Source organism: Psychrobacter sp. Arc9 (assembly GCF_041431295.1).
Taxonomy (GTDB): domain Bacteria; phylum Pseudomonadota; class Gammaproteobacteria; order Pseudomonadales; family Moraxellaceae; genus Psychrobacter.
Genome location: NZ_JASMRK010000003.1, coordinates 192508 through 208430, shown reverse-complemented (window position 1 = coordinate 208430; position 15923 = coordinate 192508). Strand labels below are relative to the sequence as shown.

At 41.9% G+C, this 15923-nt stretch carries 12 protein-coding genes, 1 other RNA gene and 1 pseudogene; 8 read left to right on the top strand and 6 right to left on the bottom strand.

Going from position 1 to position 15923, the window contains the following annotated elements; translation table 11 throughout:
• Nucleotides 1-16: 16 nt before the first annotated feature.
• The 5 genes from QO187_RS03125 to QO187_RS03105 form a co-directional block, all read right to left on the bottom strand.
• Complete coding sequence (locus QO187_RS03125; protein WP_102093002.1) at nt 17-649, bottom strand: DNA-3-methyladenine glycosylase; 633 nt, start codon at nt 647-649, stop codon at nt 17-19.
• Nucleotides 650-856: 207 nt separating this feature from the next.
• Nucleotides 857-1588 (bottom strand): Smr/MutS family protein, encoded by a 732-nt coding sequence (locus tag QO187_RS03120; RefSeq protein ID WP_102093003.1) that lies wholly within the window; start codon nt 1586-1588, stop codon nt 857-859.
• Nucleotides 1589-1696: 108 nt separating this feature from the next.
• Nucleotides 1697-2572: an indole-3-glycerol phosphate synthase TrpC gene (trpC, locus tag QO187_RS03115; RefSeq protein ID WP_371547172.1), complete on the bottom strand. Its 876-nt coding sequence runs from the start codon at nt 2570-2572 to the stop codon at nt 1697-1699.
• A 170-nt stretch (nt 2573-2742) separates the two neighbouring features.
• Entirely contained in the window at nt 2743-3864 is a 1122-nt protein-coding gene (trpD, locus tag QO187_RS03110; RefSeq protein WP_371547169.1) for an anthranilate phosphoribosyltransferase, read from the bottom strand.
• A gap of 98 nt (nt 3865-3962) precedes the next feature.
• Complete coding sequence (locus QO187_RS03105; RefSeq protein ID WP_191113661.1) at nt 3963-4586, bottom strand: aminodeoxychorismate/anthranilate synthase component II; 624 nt, start codon at nt 4584-4586, stop codon at nt 3963-3965.
• A gap of 255 nt (nt 4587-4841) precedes the next feature.
• Here QO187_RS03105 and QO187_RS03100 point away from each other — a divergent pair.
• The 4 genes and pseudogenes from QO187_RS03100 to QO187_RS03085 all read left to right on the top strand — a co-directional run bounded on the left by QO187_RS03100 (nt 4842) and on the right by QO187_RS03085 (nt 9776).
• Nucleotides 4842-5444, top strand: a pseudogene (locus QO187_RS03100) (IS607 family transposase).
• A complete protein-coding gene (locus tag QO187_RS03095; protein WP_371547166.1) occupies nt 5441-6595 on the top strand; it encodes an RNA-guided endonuclease InsQ/TnpB family protein in 1155 nt (384 codons plus the stop codon). Before QO187_RS03100 ends, QO187_RS03095 begins: the two are co-directional and overlap by 4 nt.
• 827 nt (nt 6596-7422) lie before the next feature.
• Nucleotides 7423-8832, top strand: coding sequence for a type I glutamate--ammonia ligase (gene glnA / locus QO187_RS03090; RefSeq protein WP_057760355.1), 1410 nt, complete (start codon nt 7423-7425; stop codon nt 8830-8832).
• 203 nt (nt 8833-9035) lie between these two features.
• Nucleotides 9036-9776: a DUF4124 domain-containing protein gene (locus QO187_RS03085; protein WP_371547163.1), complete on the top strand. Its 741-nt coding sequence runs from the start codon at nt 9036-9038 to the stop codon at nt 9774-9776.
• A 118-nt stretch (nt 9777-9894) separates the two neighbouring features.
• On the opposite strand, the gene QO187_RS03080 is transcribed toward QO187_RS03085, so the two are convergent.
• Nucleotides 9895-10611, bottom strand: coding sequence for an SIMPL domain-containing protein (locus QO187_RS03080; protein ID WP_371547160.1), 717 nt, complete (start codon nt 10609-10611; stop codon nt 9895-9897).
• 308 nt (nt 10612-10919) lie between these two features.
• Between QO187_RS03080 and ffs the strand changes: the two genes are divergently transcribed.
• The 4 genes from ffs to QO187_RS03060 all read left to right on the top strand — a co-directional run bounded on the left by ffs (nt 10920) and on the right by QO187_RS03060 (nt 15912).
• Nucleotides 10920-11016, top strand: an RNA gene (ffs, locus tag QO187_RS03075) — signal recognition particle sRNA small type.
• Nucleotides 11017-11285: 269 nt separating this feature from the next.
• Nucleotides 11286-11882 (top strand): LemA family protein, encoded by a 597-nt coding sequence (locus QO187_RS03070; protein ID WP_371547158.1) that lies wholly within the window; start codon nt 11286-11288, stop codon nt 11880-11882.
• A gap of 13 nt (nt 11883-11895) precedes the next feature.
• Nucleotides 11896-14874, top strand: coding sequence for a M48 family metalloprotease (locus tag QO187_RS03065; protein WP_371547155.1), 2979 nt, complete (start codon nt 11896-11898; stop codon nt 14872-14874).
• A 114-nt stretch (nt 14875-14988) separates the two neighbouring features.
• On the top strand, nt 14989-15912 hold the full coding sequence (locus QO187_RS03060) for a DNA polymerase III subunit psi (protein ID WP_371547152.1): 924 nt from the start codon (nt 14989-14991) through the stop codon (nt 15910-15912).
• Nucleotides 15913-15923: the final 11 nt, after the last annotated feature.

The following is a 15923-nucleotide window of genomic DNA, read 5'->3' as shown; positions in this document are numbered from 1 at the left end:
TTTTTTGCTCTATTAGTTATAAAGGTACTGCGGTTTTATCACGTAATGAGCCGTAGTACGACCAAAGCAATAGGCTGGCAGCACTGCGATGAGGTGACCAGTGCTGAGTTAGATCTTTAAGCTGCTTGGGTGTTGGGCGCTCTGCTAAGCCTAACAACTCCATGGCTGCAACTTTAATGGCCAAATCATCGACAGCGAGTATGTCTGTACGTTTTAGCGAAAATAATAAATACATCTCAGCTGTCCAACGTCCAATCCCTGTCACGGCTGTCAAGGTTGTTATGACTTCTTCATTTGGCAAAGTTTCTAATGCTGAAAAGTCTATATCATGATCCACTAAAGAGCGTACATAACGAGTTTTTTGCTTAGACAATCCTTGCGTCTTCAAAGTATCGTCTGTCGCTTCACGTATTGCTTGCGGGGTGATCAATTCTGCATCAACCAACCGTTTCCAAATGCTGGCAGCGGCGGCAACTGATAACTGCTGACCAACCATCGCTCTCATCAACTGCTCAAACCCACCTGCATTACGCCTAAGATTAGGTGTGCCAACCTGTTTATGCACAGGAGCAAACCTTGGTTCAGTGGCAATTAGTGCAGCAATTTGCTGTTCTAGCTCGTTGGTATTTTCAATAATCTGTATGCTCATAGTGTTTTCGCTTTGCTAAGTAGAAGGTGCTCAAGTCTATATATTAATAAAAAGTGAGAAGCTCACATTAAATGGAATGTACATTAAAGAGAGTATTCATTAAAGGAAACATTGTTGCAGTCCATGTCTAGTCCATAAGTGATTGATAAAAAAAGGACTGCGAATAAGCAGTCCTTTTTATATAGTACCGTATCACTAACAATAGACCTATTCGCCATCTGCTTTAGGTTTTTTAAGTAGTACTAGTACAGCACCGTTACCACCATCTTTTGGTGGAGCAGAGCAAAAAGCTAATACTTCTGGCAATTGACGTAACCAGCCGTTAATACAAGTTTTTAGAATCGCTTCGCTACCTTTACCATGGACGATTTTTACCATAGTCTCGTTTTTCTGCTTGGCTTGGCTCAACAGTTGAGTCATCGCTTCACGTGCTTCTTCTATCGTACAGCCATGGATATCTACCGCATCATACCAACGTAGCTTGCCTTTTTTGAGCTGATCAAAGATTTTATTTTGCAGTGTAGGCTGCTTATAAGACAAATAAGCTTCAGCAGCTACTGGGTTTAGTAGTGCTTGCATATCTGACAAGCCTGCGCCTAGATCACTGGCTTCACTACCTTGAGCCGCCGCACGTTTTGATAGTGTCGCTGCATCAGGTTTGCCTGCTCTAGTTGCGCTGGCAGGTGAGCGGACATTTTTGTCTTCTAGCTGATTGACACCGTGCATGGCTTGCATAAATAGAACTTTATCGTCATCGATATGTTCACTATCTAGCTGCTTAACTGTCTTTTTTACTTGCTTTTGAGTCGGTAGCGACACCGGCTCAGTTGGCTTTTGGTTCTCACCTTCAGGTGAATTAGTATCACGGCCTTTGCTCAGCTGGCCTTTGAGTTCTTTAAGCTGGTCTTGCATTTCTTTTGAAAACAGAGAGTTTGACATAAAAGTTAACGTATCGTTGATTGATGAATGGTTGATTGAACTATGTATATAGCGCAGACATTGTTCAAGCTATCGAGCATTTATTGAAACATAAATTATTGAGTTACTTTACCCGTCTGCTGCGACGCCCGCAAGTAAGGATTGTAACGCTTGCCCTGGATGATCAGTTTTCATAAATTGCTCACCGATTAGAAAGTGCTGAATCTCATTATTTAACATGAGACGAATATCATCACTGCTATGAATACCACTTTCGGTCACGATAAGTGGTTTTTGCTCAGTGCTATTAGCATCAGCAGCGAGTGCGTCGTTTAAAATATTCTTAAGATCAAGCGTGGTTTGCAGGTCCACATCAAAGGTATTCAAATCACGGTTATTGATACCATAAATATTGTGCTCTGAGCGTGGCAATTGTAGCGCACGCTCAAGCTCAGATTGGGTATGCACTTCTATCAATACGTCCATACCAAGCTCAATACTGAGTGCATGTAACTCTTGTACTTGGGCATCGTCTAGGCAAGCCATAATAAGTAGGATGCAGTCAGCGCCCATTAGGTAAGATTGATAGATTTGATAGATATCAATCATAAAGTCTTTACGTAATATCGGTAGACTTGAGGTATTAGCCGCCTGAATAAGGTAGATGTCATCGCCCTGAAAGTAATCACGATCGGTCAATACAGACAGACAACTAGTGCCCGCTTGCTCATACTGCTGTGCAAATAGAGCAGGGGTAAAGTTATGATTGATAATGCCTTTAGACGGTGAGGCTTTTTTAATCTCAGCAATGATACCGATACCATTTTCTTTAGTGCCGGCAGCACGTAATGCCGCGGCAAAACCTCGACGCGGTTTATCATCAGCTGCGACCTGTGCTTGCAAGTCCTCTAGAGACAATGCTTCGCGAGCGGCTTTTACTTCTTCTACTTTGGTGGCGACAATGCGCTGTAGCACTGACGGTATGTCTGAATGGGTTGTGGTCATACTGGTATCCGAATATCGTTAAATGTAAATATAGTAAGAAAACTATTAATAACTACTAAGCGGCTACGGCGTTGTCCTCCTTAGATGTACGAATTGTACAATCTGTGGTCGGCTGCCTTGTATCCGTTTTAGATTTTTTTGACTATAGACAGTATATAAGTGCTTATAAGTTAACCTTGAGCGACTAGCTGTTGGGTATAGTTGGCTAAAGACTCAAGTTTGAGTAAAGCATCACCATTTTGAATGATTTTTTGTGCTCGGCTAACACCGTTAGGGTAGTTGCTGGCAAGTCCTGCAGTGTATATCGCGGCACCTGCATTTAGCGCAATCATATCACGTGCTTTAAGTACGGCACGGTCATGAGTGTCGGCTCCAGATAGCGCAGCACGAATCAGATCTAAACTTTGTGCTGGAGAGTCGACATCTAGGCCGATAAGAGTTTGGGACTCGATACCCGCATCTTCTGGCATCATATCATAGACTGATATCTCGCCATCTTTTAGCTCAGCGACTGTGGTCGAAGTCGCAAGACTGATTTCATCAAGACCATCTTTTGCGCCTACTACCATGACATGACGTGCGCCTAAGTTTTTCATCACCTTAGCAATCGGCTCACATAACTGCGCGGTAAATACACCGATGACTAAGTTTGGCGTGCCAGCAGGGTTGGTCAATGGGCCCAAAATATTAAAGATGGTACGTGCTTTTAATTCACGGCGTACAGGGTTGGCATAACGCATGGCGCTGTGATGATTGGGTGCAAATAAAAACCCGATACCTTGGTTTTCGATACAGTCTTTTGCTTGCTCTGGAGTGAGCGCAAGACTGATACCTGCTTGCTCAAGTAAGTCTGAGCTACCAGATTTGGTTGAGACGCCGCGATTGCCGTGCTTAGCAACTTGTGCACCAGCTGCCGCAACAACCAATGCCGATGCAGTCGAGACATTGAACAGATTAGCACCATCACCGCCAGTACCAACGATATCTACCAAGTAATCACAGTTCTTTGGTTCAATATTGGCGGCTAGTGCACGCATGGCGCTGGCTGAAGCAGTAATCTCGTCAATGGATTCGCCCTTCATACGTAGTCCCGTCAAGATAGCGCCCATCATAGCGTCGCTACATCTACCTTGCATGATAATCAGCATCACTTGATACATCTCATCAAAAGTTAAATCGATGTGTTGAAATATTCTGCCCAAAGCTGTGGTTAACAGTTGATGTGTTTGCTCGTCAGACAATTTTGTAATACTCTCTGGCGTGTGCGTTTCTTCTATTTTTTTCGTACTCATTATGGTCTCGCTTACTATTATTTTTTATATGAATCTGTGTGAAATTTGGCATAGGCTTATGAAAGCAGCATTTTTTACCAAGGTGCTTTTAGTCAAATCTAGCCAACTTGTGGTAGCTCATCGGATGTCAGAGTAGCCAAGCCATGAGTCTGTAAAAAGTTATTGAGCAATTGATAACCGGCTTCGCTCAATATCGACTCAGGATGGAACTGAACACCTTCTACAGCAAACGCCTTATGGCGAATACCCATGATTTCTTCAATACTACCATCAGCATTCTGTGTCCATGCGGTGAGTTCAAGGCAGTCTGGCAAGCTCGTCTTATCAATGACGAGTGAATGATAGCGCGTAACCTGTGACGGGTTAGGTAATCCAGCAAACACACCTTGCTCGTTGTGATAGATAGCTGATAAGCGGCCATGCATGACTTCGCCAGCTTTGACCACTTGACCGCCAAAGGCTTGACCGATAGCTTGATGACCCAAGCAAATACCCAGTATAGGAATAATTCCTTTAAATGTCTCAATGGCTTGCAGCGAAATACCTGCACGGTCAGGATCGCACGGACCTGGGCCAATCACAATCACATCAGGTGCAAGGGTTTTAATCTGCTCAATGCTGACCTGATCATTACGCCAGACAGTGATGTCCTGCTTTAGCTCACCGAAGTACTGTACGATATTGTACGTAAAGCTATCGTAATTATCGATCATCAAAATCATTAAGGCTTCAACTTATCAGTTTTATTATATTTTTAACATGAAATTTGTTCTCACTGTTATCGAGTCACTTGATTGCCGAACACAAGCAGCTCTGACTATAACAGAGGAGGTTATTGCGCGCGGTTATCTTACCACTATTTTGTTTTCTATCAAATGTAGGGTTATGAACAGTTACCTACAATATAGCTAGTTATAAACATTTATACCTATAATATACAGATTCTATTATAAGATAGAGATAAGCTCAGGGGAAAGCTGGTTAGTATTGGGGAGGCTGCCAAACATTTCGGGGTTGCTCAATCCACATTAAGACGTTGGGATGAGGATGGTACGTTAGTCGACAAGCGAACCGAAAACGGGCATAGGCGATATGATTTAAGTGAAATCAGACCACATTCTTTGAATACACCACCTAAATTAGACAGAAAAACCATTGCTTATGCTCGTGTATCGAGTCGTGATCAAAAAGACGACTTACTTCGCTAATCTCAAGTTTTGGAACTTTATTGCGCCAAGCAAGGCTGGACTTTTGAGACGATTACCGATCTTGGTAGTGGAATGAATTATAAAAAGAAAGGCTTAAAAAACCTGCTTGACGACATACTGGACAATAAAGTTGAACGGCTGGTGATCACTCATAAAGACAGGCTTTTGCGATTTGGTGCTGAACTGATTTTCATGTTGTGTGAGGCTTGTGACGTTGAAGTGGTAATAATCAATGAGGGTGAGGAGCTTAGTTTTGAGCAAGAATTAGCACAAGATGTATTGGAGATTATCACCGTATTTTCAGCAAGACTCTACGGCTCTCGTAGCAAGAAAAACCAACAATTAATAGAGGCGGTTAAAAAAGCATTATGATCCGTGGTCACTCAATCGAACTCAAACCTAACAACGTACAGGCAAATCATCTTGCTCGTGCTTGTGGCGTGGCGAGAAAAGCCTACAACTGGGCTTTGCATGAGTGGCAACGGCAGTATGCGCTTGACAAGGCGTACCGTGATGCGTGTTTGGTCACAGGCGTTGAAATTGATACCAAAAAGCTAAACACACCCTCACAAGCGAAGCTCAGGCGCGAATTGAACGCCATTAAGCGTGAATTATTTCCTTATATGCTAGAGGTCACCAAATGTGCTCCGCAAGCGGCAATCATGCAATTGGGTGATGCTTATAACAACTTCTTTAAAGGCTTAGCGAAATATCCAACCGCTCGTAAAAAAGGCCGTGACGACAGATTTAGTTTATCCAACGACCAATTTGCCATCAAAGGTAAATCCATTCGTATACCAAACTTGGGCTGGGTTCGCTTAAAAGAAGCTTTGCGATTTGAAGGCAAGATCATGTCAGCCACCATTTCTAAACGTGGTGGTAAGTGGTTTGTTAGTGTGGCTGTTGAAATACAAAAAGCTGTACTTCCTACTAAAAAGACAGGTAAAAGCGTTGGTATCGACCTTGGCATTACCGACTTGTTAGTTTTATCGGACGGCACCAAAATTAAAGCACCAAAACCGCTCAAGACAAACCTTAAAAAACTAAGAACGCTAAATAAAGCGCTCAGTCGCACTAAAAAAGGCAGTAAAAACAGAGAAAAAGCGAAAACCAAGCTCTCTCGTTTGCACTATAAAATCAGATGTATCAGGCAGGACTCTTTGCACAAAATAACCTCTGATTTGGTTAAAACGTTCGATGTGATTGCGATTGAGGATTTGAACGTTAAAGGTATGGTTAAGAACAGGCGATTATCAAGAGCAATCAGTGATTTGGGTTTCTTCGAATTTAAGCGTCAGCTTATCTACAAAGCCAACGAACAAGGCAAGGTTGTGAAATCGGTTGGGCGTTTTTACCCAAGCTCAAAAACTTGCTCAAACTGCAATCATATCCTTAGTAAAGATGAGCTAACATTGAAAATGCGTGAGTGGTTGTGCCCTAACTGTCAGGTTTCTCATGACCGTGACCTCAACGCCAGCATCAATATTTTAAATAATGCGACCGTTATTTTAACAGCCGCATAATCCTGTTTATTGGACGGTGAGTTCCATCGCCAATTAAAAAAGTCTGTGGAGTCGTGGTCAGTCTAAATCTCAAACGAGAAATAGCGCATGACAATTAAGCAGAAAGAAAACGTCAAACCTAGTTAATATCGACTAAGTTTGAGTAAGATTTTTGGAACGGTACGGGCTATCTAAGTAAGCACCAAGTAAAAACATATTTTTTATTATTTTTTTGACGCATAAAATAATGTAGTCAGAGACAATGTTATAAATTCAGCTATTAACATTGCACTATAAAATAGCATTTCAATAATAAATATATTTGTATTTGCACCAATTAAGTGCCTTTGGTTCTCAACTGGTGCTCTAATTAAGTGCTATTCTAAAAATTAATTTGATGGGAATTAATGAATATATAACGATATTAATCGTATAAATCACTGTAAATATTGATAATTAAATCTATTTATAACTATATCTGTTATCAGAGTGTTAATACATTGGCATAGCCTTTGCATTATTGCTGTTATGATTATTTTTAAAGCCAAAAAACTGGTCTAAAAATAATTATTAACAAGAGCCCGAAGAGTTCAGCATTATGAGTTATATATTGCTAGAATGTCGTTAGGATTGAATTGGCGTATGTTGGACCATGTGCACAAATATTGGTCTGATTGAGTAAACGCTTTAGATGAGCATCTTGACTAATACGTAAAATAGTGCTGATAATAAGCATAATATCGAATGCGCTGTTTTAGTATTGAGAGCACATCTGACATTCTTGGACAAGAACATCATATTAATAATTTTAAATCGCAATTACGTGATCAACACAACGGAGACTATTCATGTCGAATAAACTATTAGATCTTATCCAATCCTCTAATGCTAAATGGGTTGATTTTCGCTTTACTGATACACGCGGCAAAGAGCAGCACATCAGCTTCCCAGCGCATACCGTTGATGAAGATGTCATGGAAGATGGCAAAATGTTTGATGGCTCATCAATCGCCGGTTGGAAAGGTATCGAAGCGTCAGATATGATCTTGCGTCCTGATCCAGAAACTGCTTTTGTTGACCCGTTCTTTGACGCGGTGACTGTGGTAGTGACTTGCGATATCATCGAGCCATCAACGCTACAAGGTTATGACCGTGACCCACGTTCTATCGCACGTCGCGCTGAAGAGTATTTAAAGTCTACTGGTATCGGTGATACTGCTTACTTCGGTCCAGAGCCTGAGTTCTTTGTATTTGACGATGTTAAATGGTCAGTTGATATGTCTGGCGTTAGTCATAAAATCACGGCTGAAGAAGCAGCATGGTCGACTAACGAGACTTACGAGTGGGGCAACATGGCGCATCGCCCACGTGTGAAAGGCGGCTATTTCCCAGTACCACCAATCGATAGCTCACATGATATGCGTGCTGTTATGTGTGAACGCATCGAAGAAATCGTTGGTGAAGGTTCGGTTGAAGTTCATCACCATGAAGTTGCTTCTTGCCAGTCTGAAATCGGTGTTGCATTCAACACGATGGTACGTAAAGCGGATGAAGTTCAGCAATTGAAATATGTTGTTCATAACGTTGCGCATCAGTTTGGCAAAACAGCGACCTTTATGCCTAAACCAATCGTTGGTGATAACGGTTCAGGTATGCACGTACATATGTCAATCTCAAAAGACGGCGTAAATACATTCTCTGGTGATGAGTATGCTGGTCTGTCTGAAACAGCATTGTACTTCATTGGCGGTATTATCAAGCATGCTCGTGCGTTGAATGCGATTACTAACCCATCAACGAACAGCTATAAGCGTCTAGTACCACATTACGAAGCGCCTATCAAACTTGCTTATTCAGCATCTAACCGTTCAGCATCTATCCGTATTCCACATGTAAGCAGCCCGAAAGCGGTACGTGTAGAAGCACGTTTCCCTGATCCAACGGCTAACCCATACCTAGCGTTTGCTGCACTATTGATGGCTGGCCTTGACGGTATCCAAAACAAAATGCATCCAGGCGAAGCTGCTGACAAAAACTTGTATGACTTGCCACCAGAAGAAGAAGCACAAATCCCAACGGTTGCAGAGAGCTTAGACGTTGCACTACAAGCACTGCGTGACGATCATGACTTCTTATTAAAAGGCGATGTATTCACTGAGGACATGCTAGAAGCGTTTATCGCTTTGAAAGAAGAAGAAGTACAACGTCTGAACGTAACTGTACACCCTGTCGAATTTGACATGTACTATAGCTGCTAATTAGTCGCTAAAACACTCATTTATTTTGAGTCATAAAAACCAGCTAAGTTATTCTTAGCTGGTTTTTTTTATGGGTATCAACAAAGTACATCAGTCCAATTGCTGAATTTTCTTTGAAATTGCTGCTGATTTCATGTCAAAACTCACGCATAATAGTTTTATAAAATTATATTAATAGTAGACACTATTTAGGTTGATGGATTATGACTTTATTAGCAAAACCGAGTTTCTTGAAGGGTAAGATTAGAGTTGCGCTATGGACTACGGTTGCTCTCGCTAGTCTTTGTGCACCTCTTATCAATGCTGCACCTATTTATAAAGTGGTCGATGAGCAAACCGGCCAAGTCACCTTTACTGACCGTCCACAGGATTATGAGCAGCAAGCTGGCAAACAAGTCAGTCAGATGGCTATTACGACAGGTAATGATACGAGCAGGTCAGCTAGTCTGAATACGACAACCAATTCTAGTACAAGTCGCCAATCATCAAATACGTCGCAGGCGACTACTAATGAGTCGCCTGCGATAAATACTAAGGTGACCACGCCAGTAAACTATCAGTTAGCCATTACTGAACCTAGCGAAGAAAGAGCTTATCGTCGTCCGGTACAGAATATCGATGTTAATGTACAGATTCGGCCTGCGTTACAGGTAGGGGATAGTGCCCGTATTTATTTTGATGACAAAGAGGTTGCACAAGGTTTAAGCGCATCTATTGCTACTGTTGATGTTTTGCCAGGTGCTCATACAATCAAGGCTGTTATACAAAGCGAAACTGGCCAAACACTTGAGCAAATCACACGTACCGTATACGTGATTCAAAACACGACCACATTGCAAGACAACAAAAGAAAGGCAGAGCAGCTGTTAGCTTATCAAAAGCTAGCTTGGTATCAAAAATTGATGCTAAAGCTGCGCCAACAGGAAGTTGCTCAGTCACAATAATGGTCTCAATAATGATTGAACATAATTAATAGGCATCGCTAGTAGAACAAAAAGGCAAGCACCGTTAACGATGCTTGCCTTTTTTAATATAAATCATTTATTTTAACTATAAGCTATCTTATTTAGTTAACTCGATGGTACCGTTAGCAGTCACCGAAATAGTGCTATTACCAGACTCAAAGCTTTGGCTTGGTACAGAGGATTCAAGCGAATCTGCTTTCATGCTCATAGCGCTATACATTGGACGTGGATAGTTGCTACCCGTGTTCAGGTTAACATTGACGACGCGGTAGCCACGAGCATCCCAAGCGCGGGTAAGGCTCTTAGCTTGCTGTTGAAAAGCGCGAGAAGCTTCGGTCATTAGCTTTTGCTCTAGAGCATCCTTTTTGGTATCTGATACACCAAAGTTAAGATTGTCCATCACCAAGGTTTCTTGCAAATCAGCAATAAGCTGGCTAGTCGCTGAAAAGTCTGTACTTTTTAAATCTATGTTTGCTTGACCTGTCCAGCCGATGATTTTATCGTTTTTGTCATAGCGTGGATAGGTGCGCTGTTGCCCTGTGCTCACGGTCACGCTAGGGTAGCGCTTGGCAATTTTCATGGCATTGTTGATTGAGGTGTTAAGCATTGTGGCTAAAGTCTTAGAGTCAGTTGCTTGTGCTTTCTTGTACAAGCTGGCTCGTACTTCATCGTTCTGAATCTCTTCTTTTATTTCTGTCTGAAATGTCAGTTGATCATAGCCTGTTGGCTCTGCATGGGCGCTACCCATCATCGCTGTCATGAGACAAACCGTACCAGAAGCTAGTGCTGCTTTATTCAATAAAGTATTTTTCATTATTATCTCCTAAGTTGATTCTAATAATATATAAATGACAATTATCAACGCTCATTCATACATGAAAAGTTGTCCCTATTGTTCTCTAGAAATCGACATGGGTGCAACTTCATTCACTAAAATAGCAAAATTCATATAAGTTGCTGTGAGAATTTTGTGACCTAAGTTACTGATATAATTTGTGCTCATACATTGCGGACCTGAGCTAATGAACTAAATGACAGTGCTATTTAGGGCCTAAAGCAAACAGTTTTAAGATAGGGGTTGTAAAATTAAAAATTTCTTGTATAATTTGCGACTGGTGGCTCCATTGGTAGCCTCGCAACATTGTTCTATGAATCCCGCCAGGACCGGAAGGTAGCAACGGTAATAGTTATAGTGTGTGCCGAGGATGTGCTGATGGAGTCGCTTTTTTTTTGCCTAAAATTTGATAATTATATTTATAAAGTATCAAAGACATATTTGTAATGTATTAAGCCCTTCATTGTAAAGGGCTTTTTTTGGGTCAAATTTTTGTCTGATGGTTAGCTAATTGCTTATGTAGTTTTCAATTTAATTTCCTGTTCGATTTCCTTTATAGTTCCGATCTAGTTCTAAGGTTTTATTGATTAATATGAGTTAAAATACAATGTATTAACTTTTTATTAACATTCTAGACACCTTGGAGTTTGATTATGAAGATGTTTGTTTGGCTATTCATTGCATTTTTGGTGTTGGTAGTTGTGTTTGGGGTATCTATTTTTAATAGATTGGTACGCGCACGTAACCAAGCAAAGAACGGCTTTGCTCAAATAGATGTGCAACTAAAGCGTCGTCATGATCTGATTCCAAACTTGGTCGAAACTGCCAAGCGTTATTTGAGTCATGAAGAAGAAACACTCACTCGCGTCATTAGCGCGCGTAATCATGCTCAAGATCTACAAGACTCTAATAAGCATCAGCCAGACTCGCTAGAGCATATGGCACTGTTTGCAAAAGCAGAAGGTATGTTGTCCAAAGCATTGAGTCAGTTCTCTGCTGTCGTCGAAGCCTACCCAGAGCTCAAAGCCGATAGTATGATTAAGGAGCTCATGGACGAACTAACCAATACGGAAAATCGCATCGGATTTGCGCGTCAGCATTATAATGATAGCGTGATGTTTTATAATAATGATCGCGAAGTATTCCCCAATAACCTCGTTAGTACGACTTTTGGCTTTCGTCCACTCAGTCAGTTGGTATTTGAAGATAGAGAAGCGATTGCTCAGGCACCGATTGTCAACATGGGCTAAGGTTTAGATAATTTTGGCGAACTCTAGGCAGCCTAATCTGATGGATTTTTTTGGTGAACAGCGGATACGTACACGTCGCAGTCTATTATTTTATGGACTGTTTTTCTTGATTGTACTTGCTCATATGGCTGTAGGACTAGCTGTCATGTCTATACTGCTGACTGTATTTACAGGCGGTATATATCATTGGGTATTGGTTCTGGTCATTGTCTTGACGTTAGGCAGTTTCGTTGGTGGTAGTTTTTTAGAGTATCGACGCCTGCGAGCAGGTGGCCGCGCTATTGCTCAGCGAGTAGGAGCAGTTAGGCTATTCATTGATAACAGTCAAGAAGCATGGGAGCACAGTCAAGGAGTTGCTCATCAACACGAAGCCGAAGAAAAGGTTCGCTATAGTTCGTGTCATATAGCAGTACGTGATGAGCGCGATTTTCCGCCCGTCTATCGTCGCTACTATGAAATTGCTCAACAACTGGCCATTGCGGCAGGTTTGCAAACCCCCATTTTGTACGTGCTACCTGACGAGCAGGGTATCAATGGTTTCGTCGCTGGTCGCCATAGCCAAGATATGGTACTCGTCGTTACCCAAGGTGCGCTAGATAAACTGTCTGACGAGGCGCTATACGGACTCATCGGTCATGAATATGGTCATATATTGCACGGTGATGCTACGTTCAATCTACAGCTGATGGTCGTATTGGCAGGCTTGCAGATACTGTATGACTGGAGTGACCCAATATCCAATCATATCTCTAATCGCCTCTTTAATTATAGTCACTTTGATAGCGATAGTATTTCCCAAAAGTCTCTATCACAGAGACAGGTTGATATGCTAGCACGCAATACAGAAGCGCAAACGGCCAATTTCACCACGCATAGTGAATGGGTTGCCTACTGGCAGCAGCAATCACAACAACAGCAGTCCTCAGCCAAGCGCCAGTCTAAATGGGTGCAAACACCACCTATAATAGATCGTCAAGCCCCACGTAGCGTCTGGACATTGCTACTGCATGGTTTAAGCTTCTCTAGTATGGCAAGCGCGCAGTTGATTAAGCACAGTTTTAATCGTGAGCGTGAGCTACTTGCTGATGCCACTAGTGTTCAATTGACACGTACGCCTGCGATTATAGAAACCTTAAAAGCCATTCATCAAGACTCGCTCGGCTCGCGTTTGTCTGGCATCGCCGATATCAATGGACTCAGCCATTTTTTCTTTGCTAGTAGTGGGGCAGACTTAGGGGATGTGTCATGGTTTGCCACCCATCCAAGCTTAACTGAGCGTATGAGCGCTATTAATGCGGATGCTTATCATCAGTTCGCGGTACAAGTCGCCAAAGAAAAGCGAATAAATCAGCAAAAGGTTAAAGAAATATATAGGCAACGACGCTTAGGTGATTGGGGGGCAACAAAAGAAAATAGCCTAAGCGAATATTTGCCAGACAAAAACTTGCAGCATTCGTCAGTACTTGGATCTCAAACAGCCGCAACGATTAATATAGGTGACACTAAACAGACAAGTGACACAAAAGTCCTTGCTGAGTCTATAAGCGACGGTCGTAATACGGATAGTAGCGAATCAGGGATTGATGACGGTTTAGAGTTTGCCGTAGAAGCTGATGTGGTAATTGATGGGCGGCTTCAAGTACAGGCCGAAGACGTTGGTACTCATCAGCTGTTAAAACCGTGGCAGTCCAAACCTGATGCTGACCTACCAGAAAACACACTAATTGGATTTAATGATATTCAAAAGGTATCGCTACCTCAGTATATACTCAACCATAGTCATCATCCTCTAGGTGCGCTAGCATTAATCGAAGCTGTCTTGCTTTGTCATCAGCATCAATCATTATCAACGACTGCCACTTATAGTTTGAATGATATTTGGAATGATGGCTTCTCTGTTGCGACTGACTCGACTTCCCATGAGCAAATATTGTCACATACGGTAGATGGTAAGCTGATGACAGTAGTAGCCAGTTTGGACAGGCGTTTAGACAGCGCTTTGATTGAGCTCGCCTTAACCCAATTGCGTCAACAGGATTTATCTGAACTATGTATTGAAGATCTAAAGCTCAAAAGTAAAAACGATCATAGTCACGACAGTCATCAGTACTATAAAAAACAAGAGAAATGCCGTACGATGTTGTTGCGTTATCAGCAGGGCATATTTGAGCTGTTTAACCAACAGCTGACATCTGACTTAACCAAAAGCTTAGATTATGATTCGTCAGATAAAAATATAGCTAGTGATAACGCTCATGCGGTTGCGATTACTCTGAATAATTCGTTAGCTTTAGCACATCAAAAATCGCCAATATCATCATTATGGCAAGCGTTGCATTTGCAGCAGTTGCTACCGATATTGTCTGAAGTTTTACAAGATACGGACTCGCAGATTCTATGGCCGCAAATACTGAAGACTGGTATGGAAGACGTAAGGGCGCAATTGGACCCTTCAGGTCAGGTGTTTACAGGACTTAATAAATCAGAAGTATCAGTTGTTGTCTTATTGGCTTATCGACTATCAAAAGATGCCAAAGGCCAGATGATCTCACTGCATGACCGATCGTTATTGAGTGAGGGTACTGACAGTGTGGCGCATTATATTATAGATTTGAGACGGCATGCGCGCTTGATTGATATTGATCTTATGACAGTAAGCGATGTTAATTTACAGTGGCTATTATTGACCGCACAGCACTTGAATAGCATTCAGTTATTGGCGATTATTTCTGCGGTTCCTGTCTCTGCCAATCACTTTATCAAGCGCTTGGTAGGTGATCCGAATGCTGATAATTATCGAGAGAAGCAACAGGATGGTAGTCAAATAGATTATAATGAAAGTGAAATGAGCCAGCCTACTCATAATGAGTATCGCCAATGGCTAAGTACGTTGCATACGGTGATGTTACACGATACGATAATCAGCCAAGATGAATACGATTGTTTGTTGGCAATATCAGAGCGTTGGCTCGGTATTCGACAGCTGTTTTGATGGGCATGTATTTATTACTTAATTGATAGTATAGCGCATGCTTAATGAGAGCTGCCAAAACCATAAAAACATCTATAAATGATATAAACAAAATGAGTAGGATAGTAGAGTCGAATGAGTGATACCCAAGACCCGCTAACTGTATTACAGCGCCGTGTGCAGCAACGCCAAATTCTAGCGATGATGGGTATCAATCAGTGGGTGCAGCCTGAGTCAGAAACCATCAATATGGCTGACATTACGACAGCTTCGGTTGAGCAGTCAAATATTGTTTCCACTGATATTGAGTCTAGTAACAATGAAGTAGTGAGCGTTGGAATTTTAGGCACAGTTGATCGATCGACTGATGGTTATGATATCAATGATTACAATGCTAAGGGCTATGTTGCCGATGAGTATGATCCTGATTTGCAAGCTACCGCTGAGCAGACGGCTAGCGAGCAAAGCCCTGTTATTTATAGTTTTGATTCCGTTGATTCAACTACTGTTAGTTCAAGTACTGGGTCTATCTATCATGACATCCCAAGTACTACATCGAACCAAACTGCTGTAACCTCTACGAATGCACCTATTGAGCAACCTCAATTTGCGCAGAATAATTTTCCGCAAAGTAGTTTTCCGCAAAGTAGTTTTCCACAGAGTGCTAGTGATGACAGCATAAATGATGATAGCTTAAAAAAAGTAGCACCATTTGACTTGCAAGGTGGCCGCTATGGTGACTGGGTAATAGTGGTTGATATCAAAGCGCTAAATAGTGACAGTCAGAAACTATGGCAAAACATCATTCAAGCGCTATCAATCACTTGCGAGACAACATCATTCCCGATTTGCGACGGTATGGATACTGCTGAGCTTGCCAATGCCAGTCTTGCAGGATATATCTTTCGAATTGGCCGGAGTGAAGAGATACAAGTTGCTGCACTGACAGCGCTGCCTAACGGCCTCCAACATCCCAATCTGACCACTGTGCCGACATTAGAAGCAATGCTCGCAGACAGTGATGCTAAACGTCAGTTGTGGGAGCAGATATCTCATTGAGTTGTATAAAA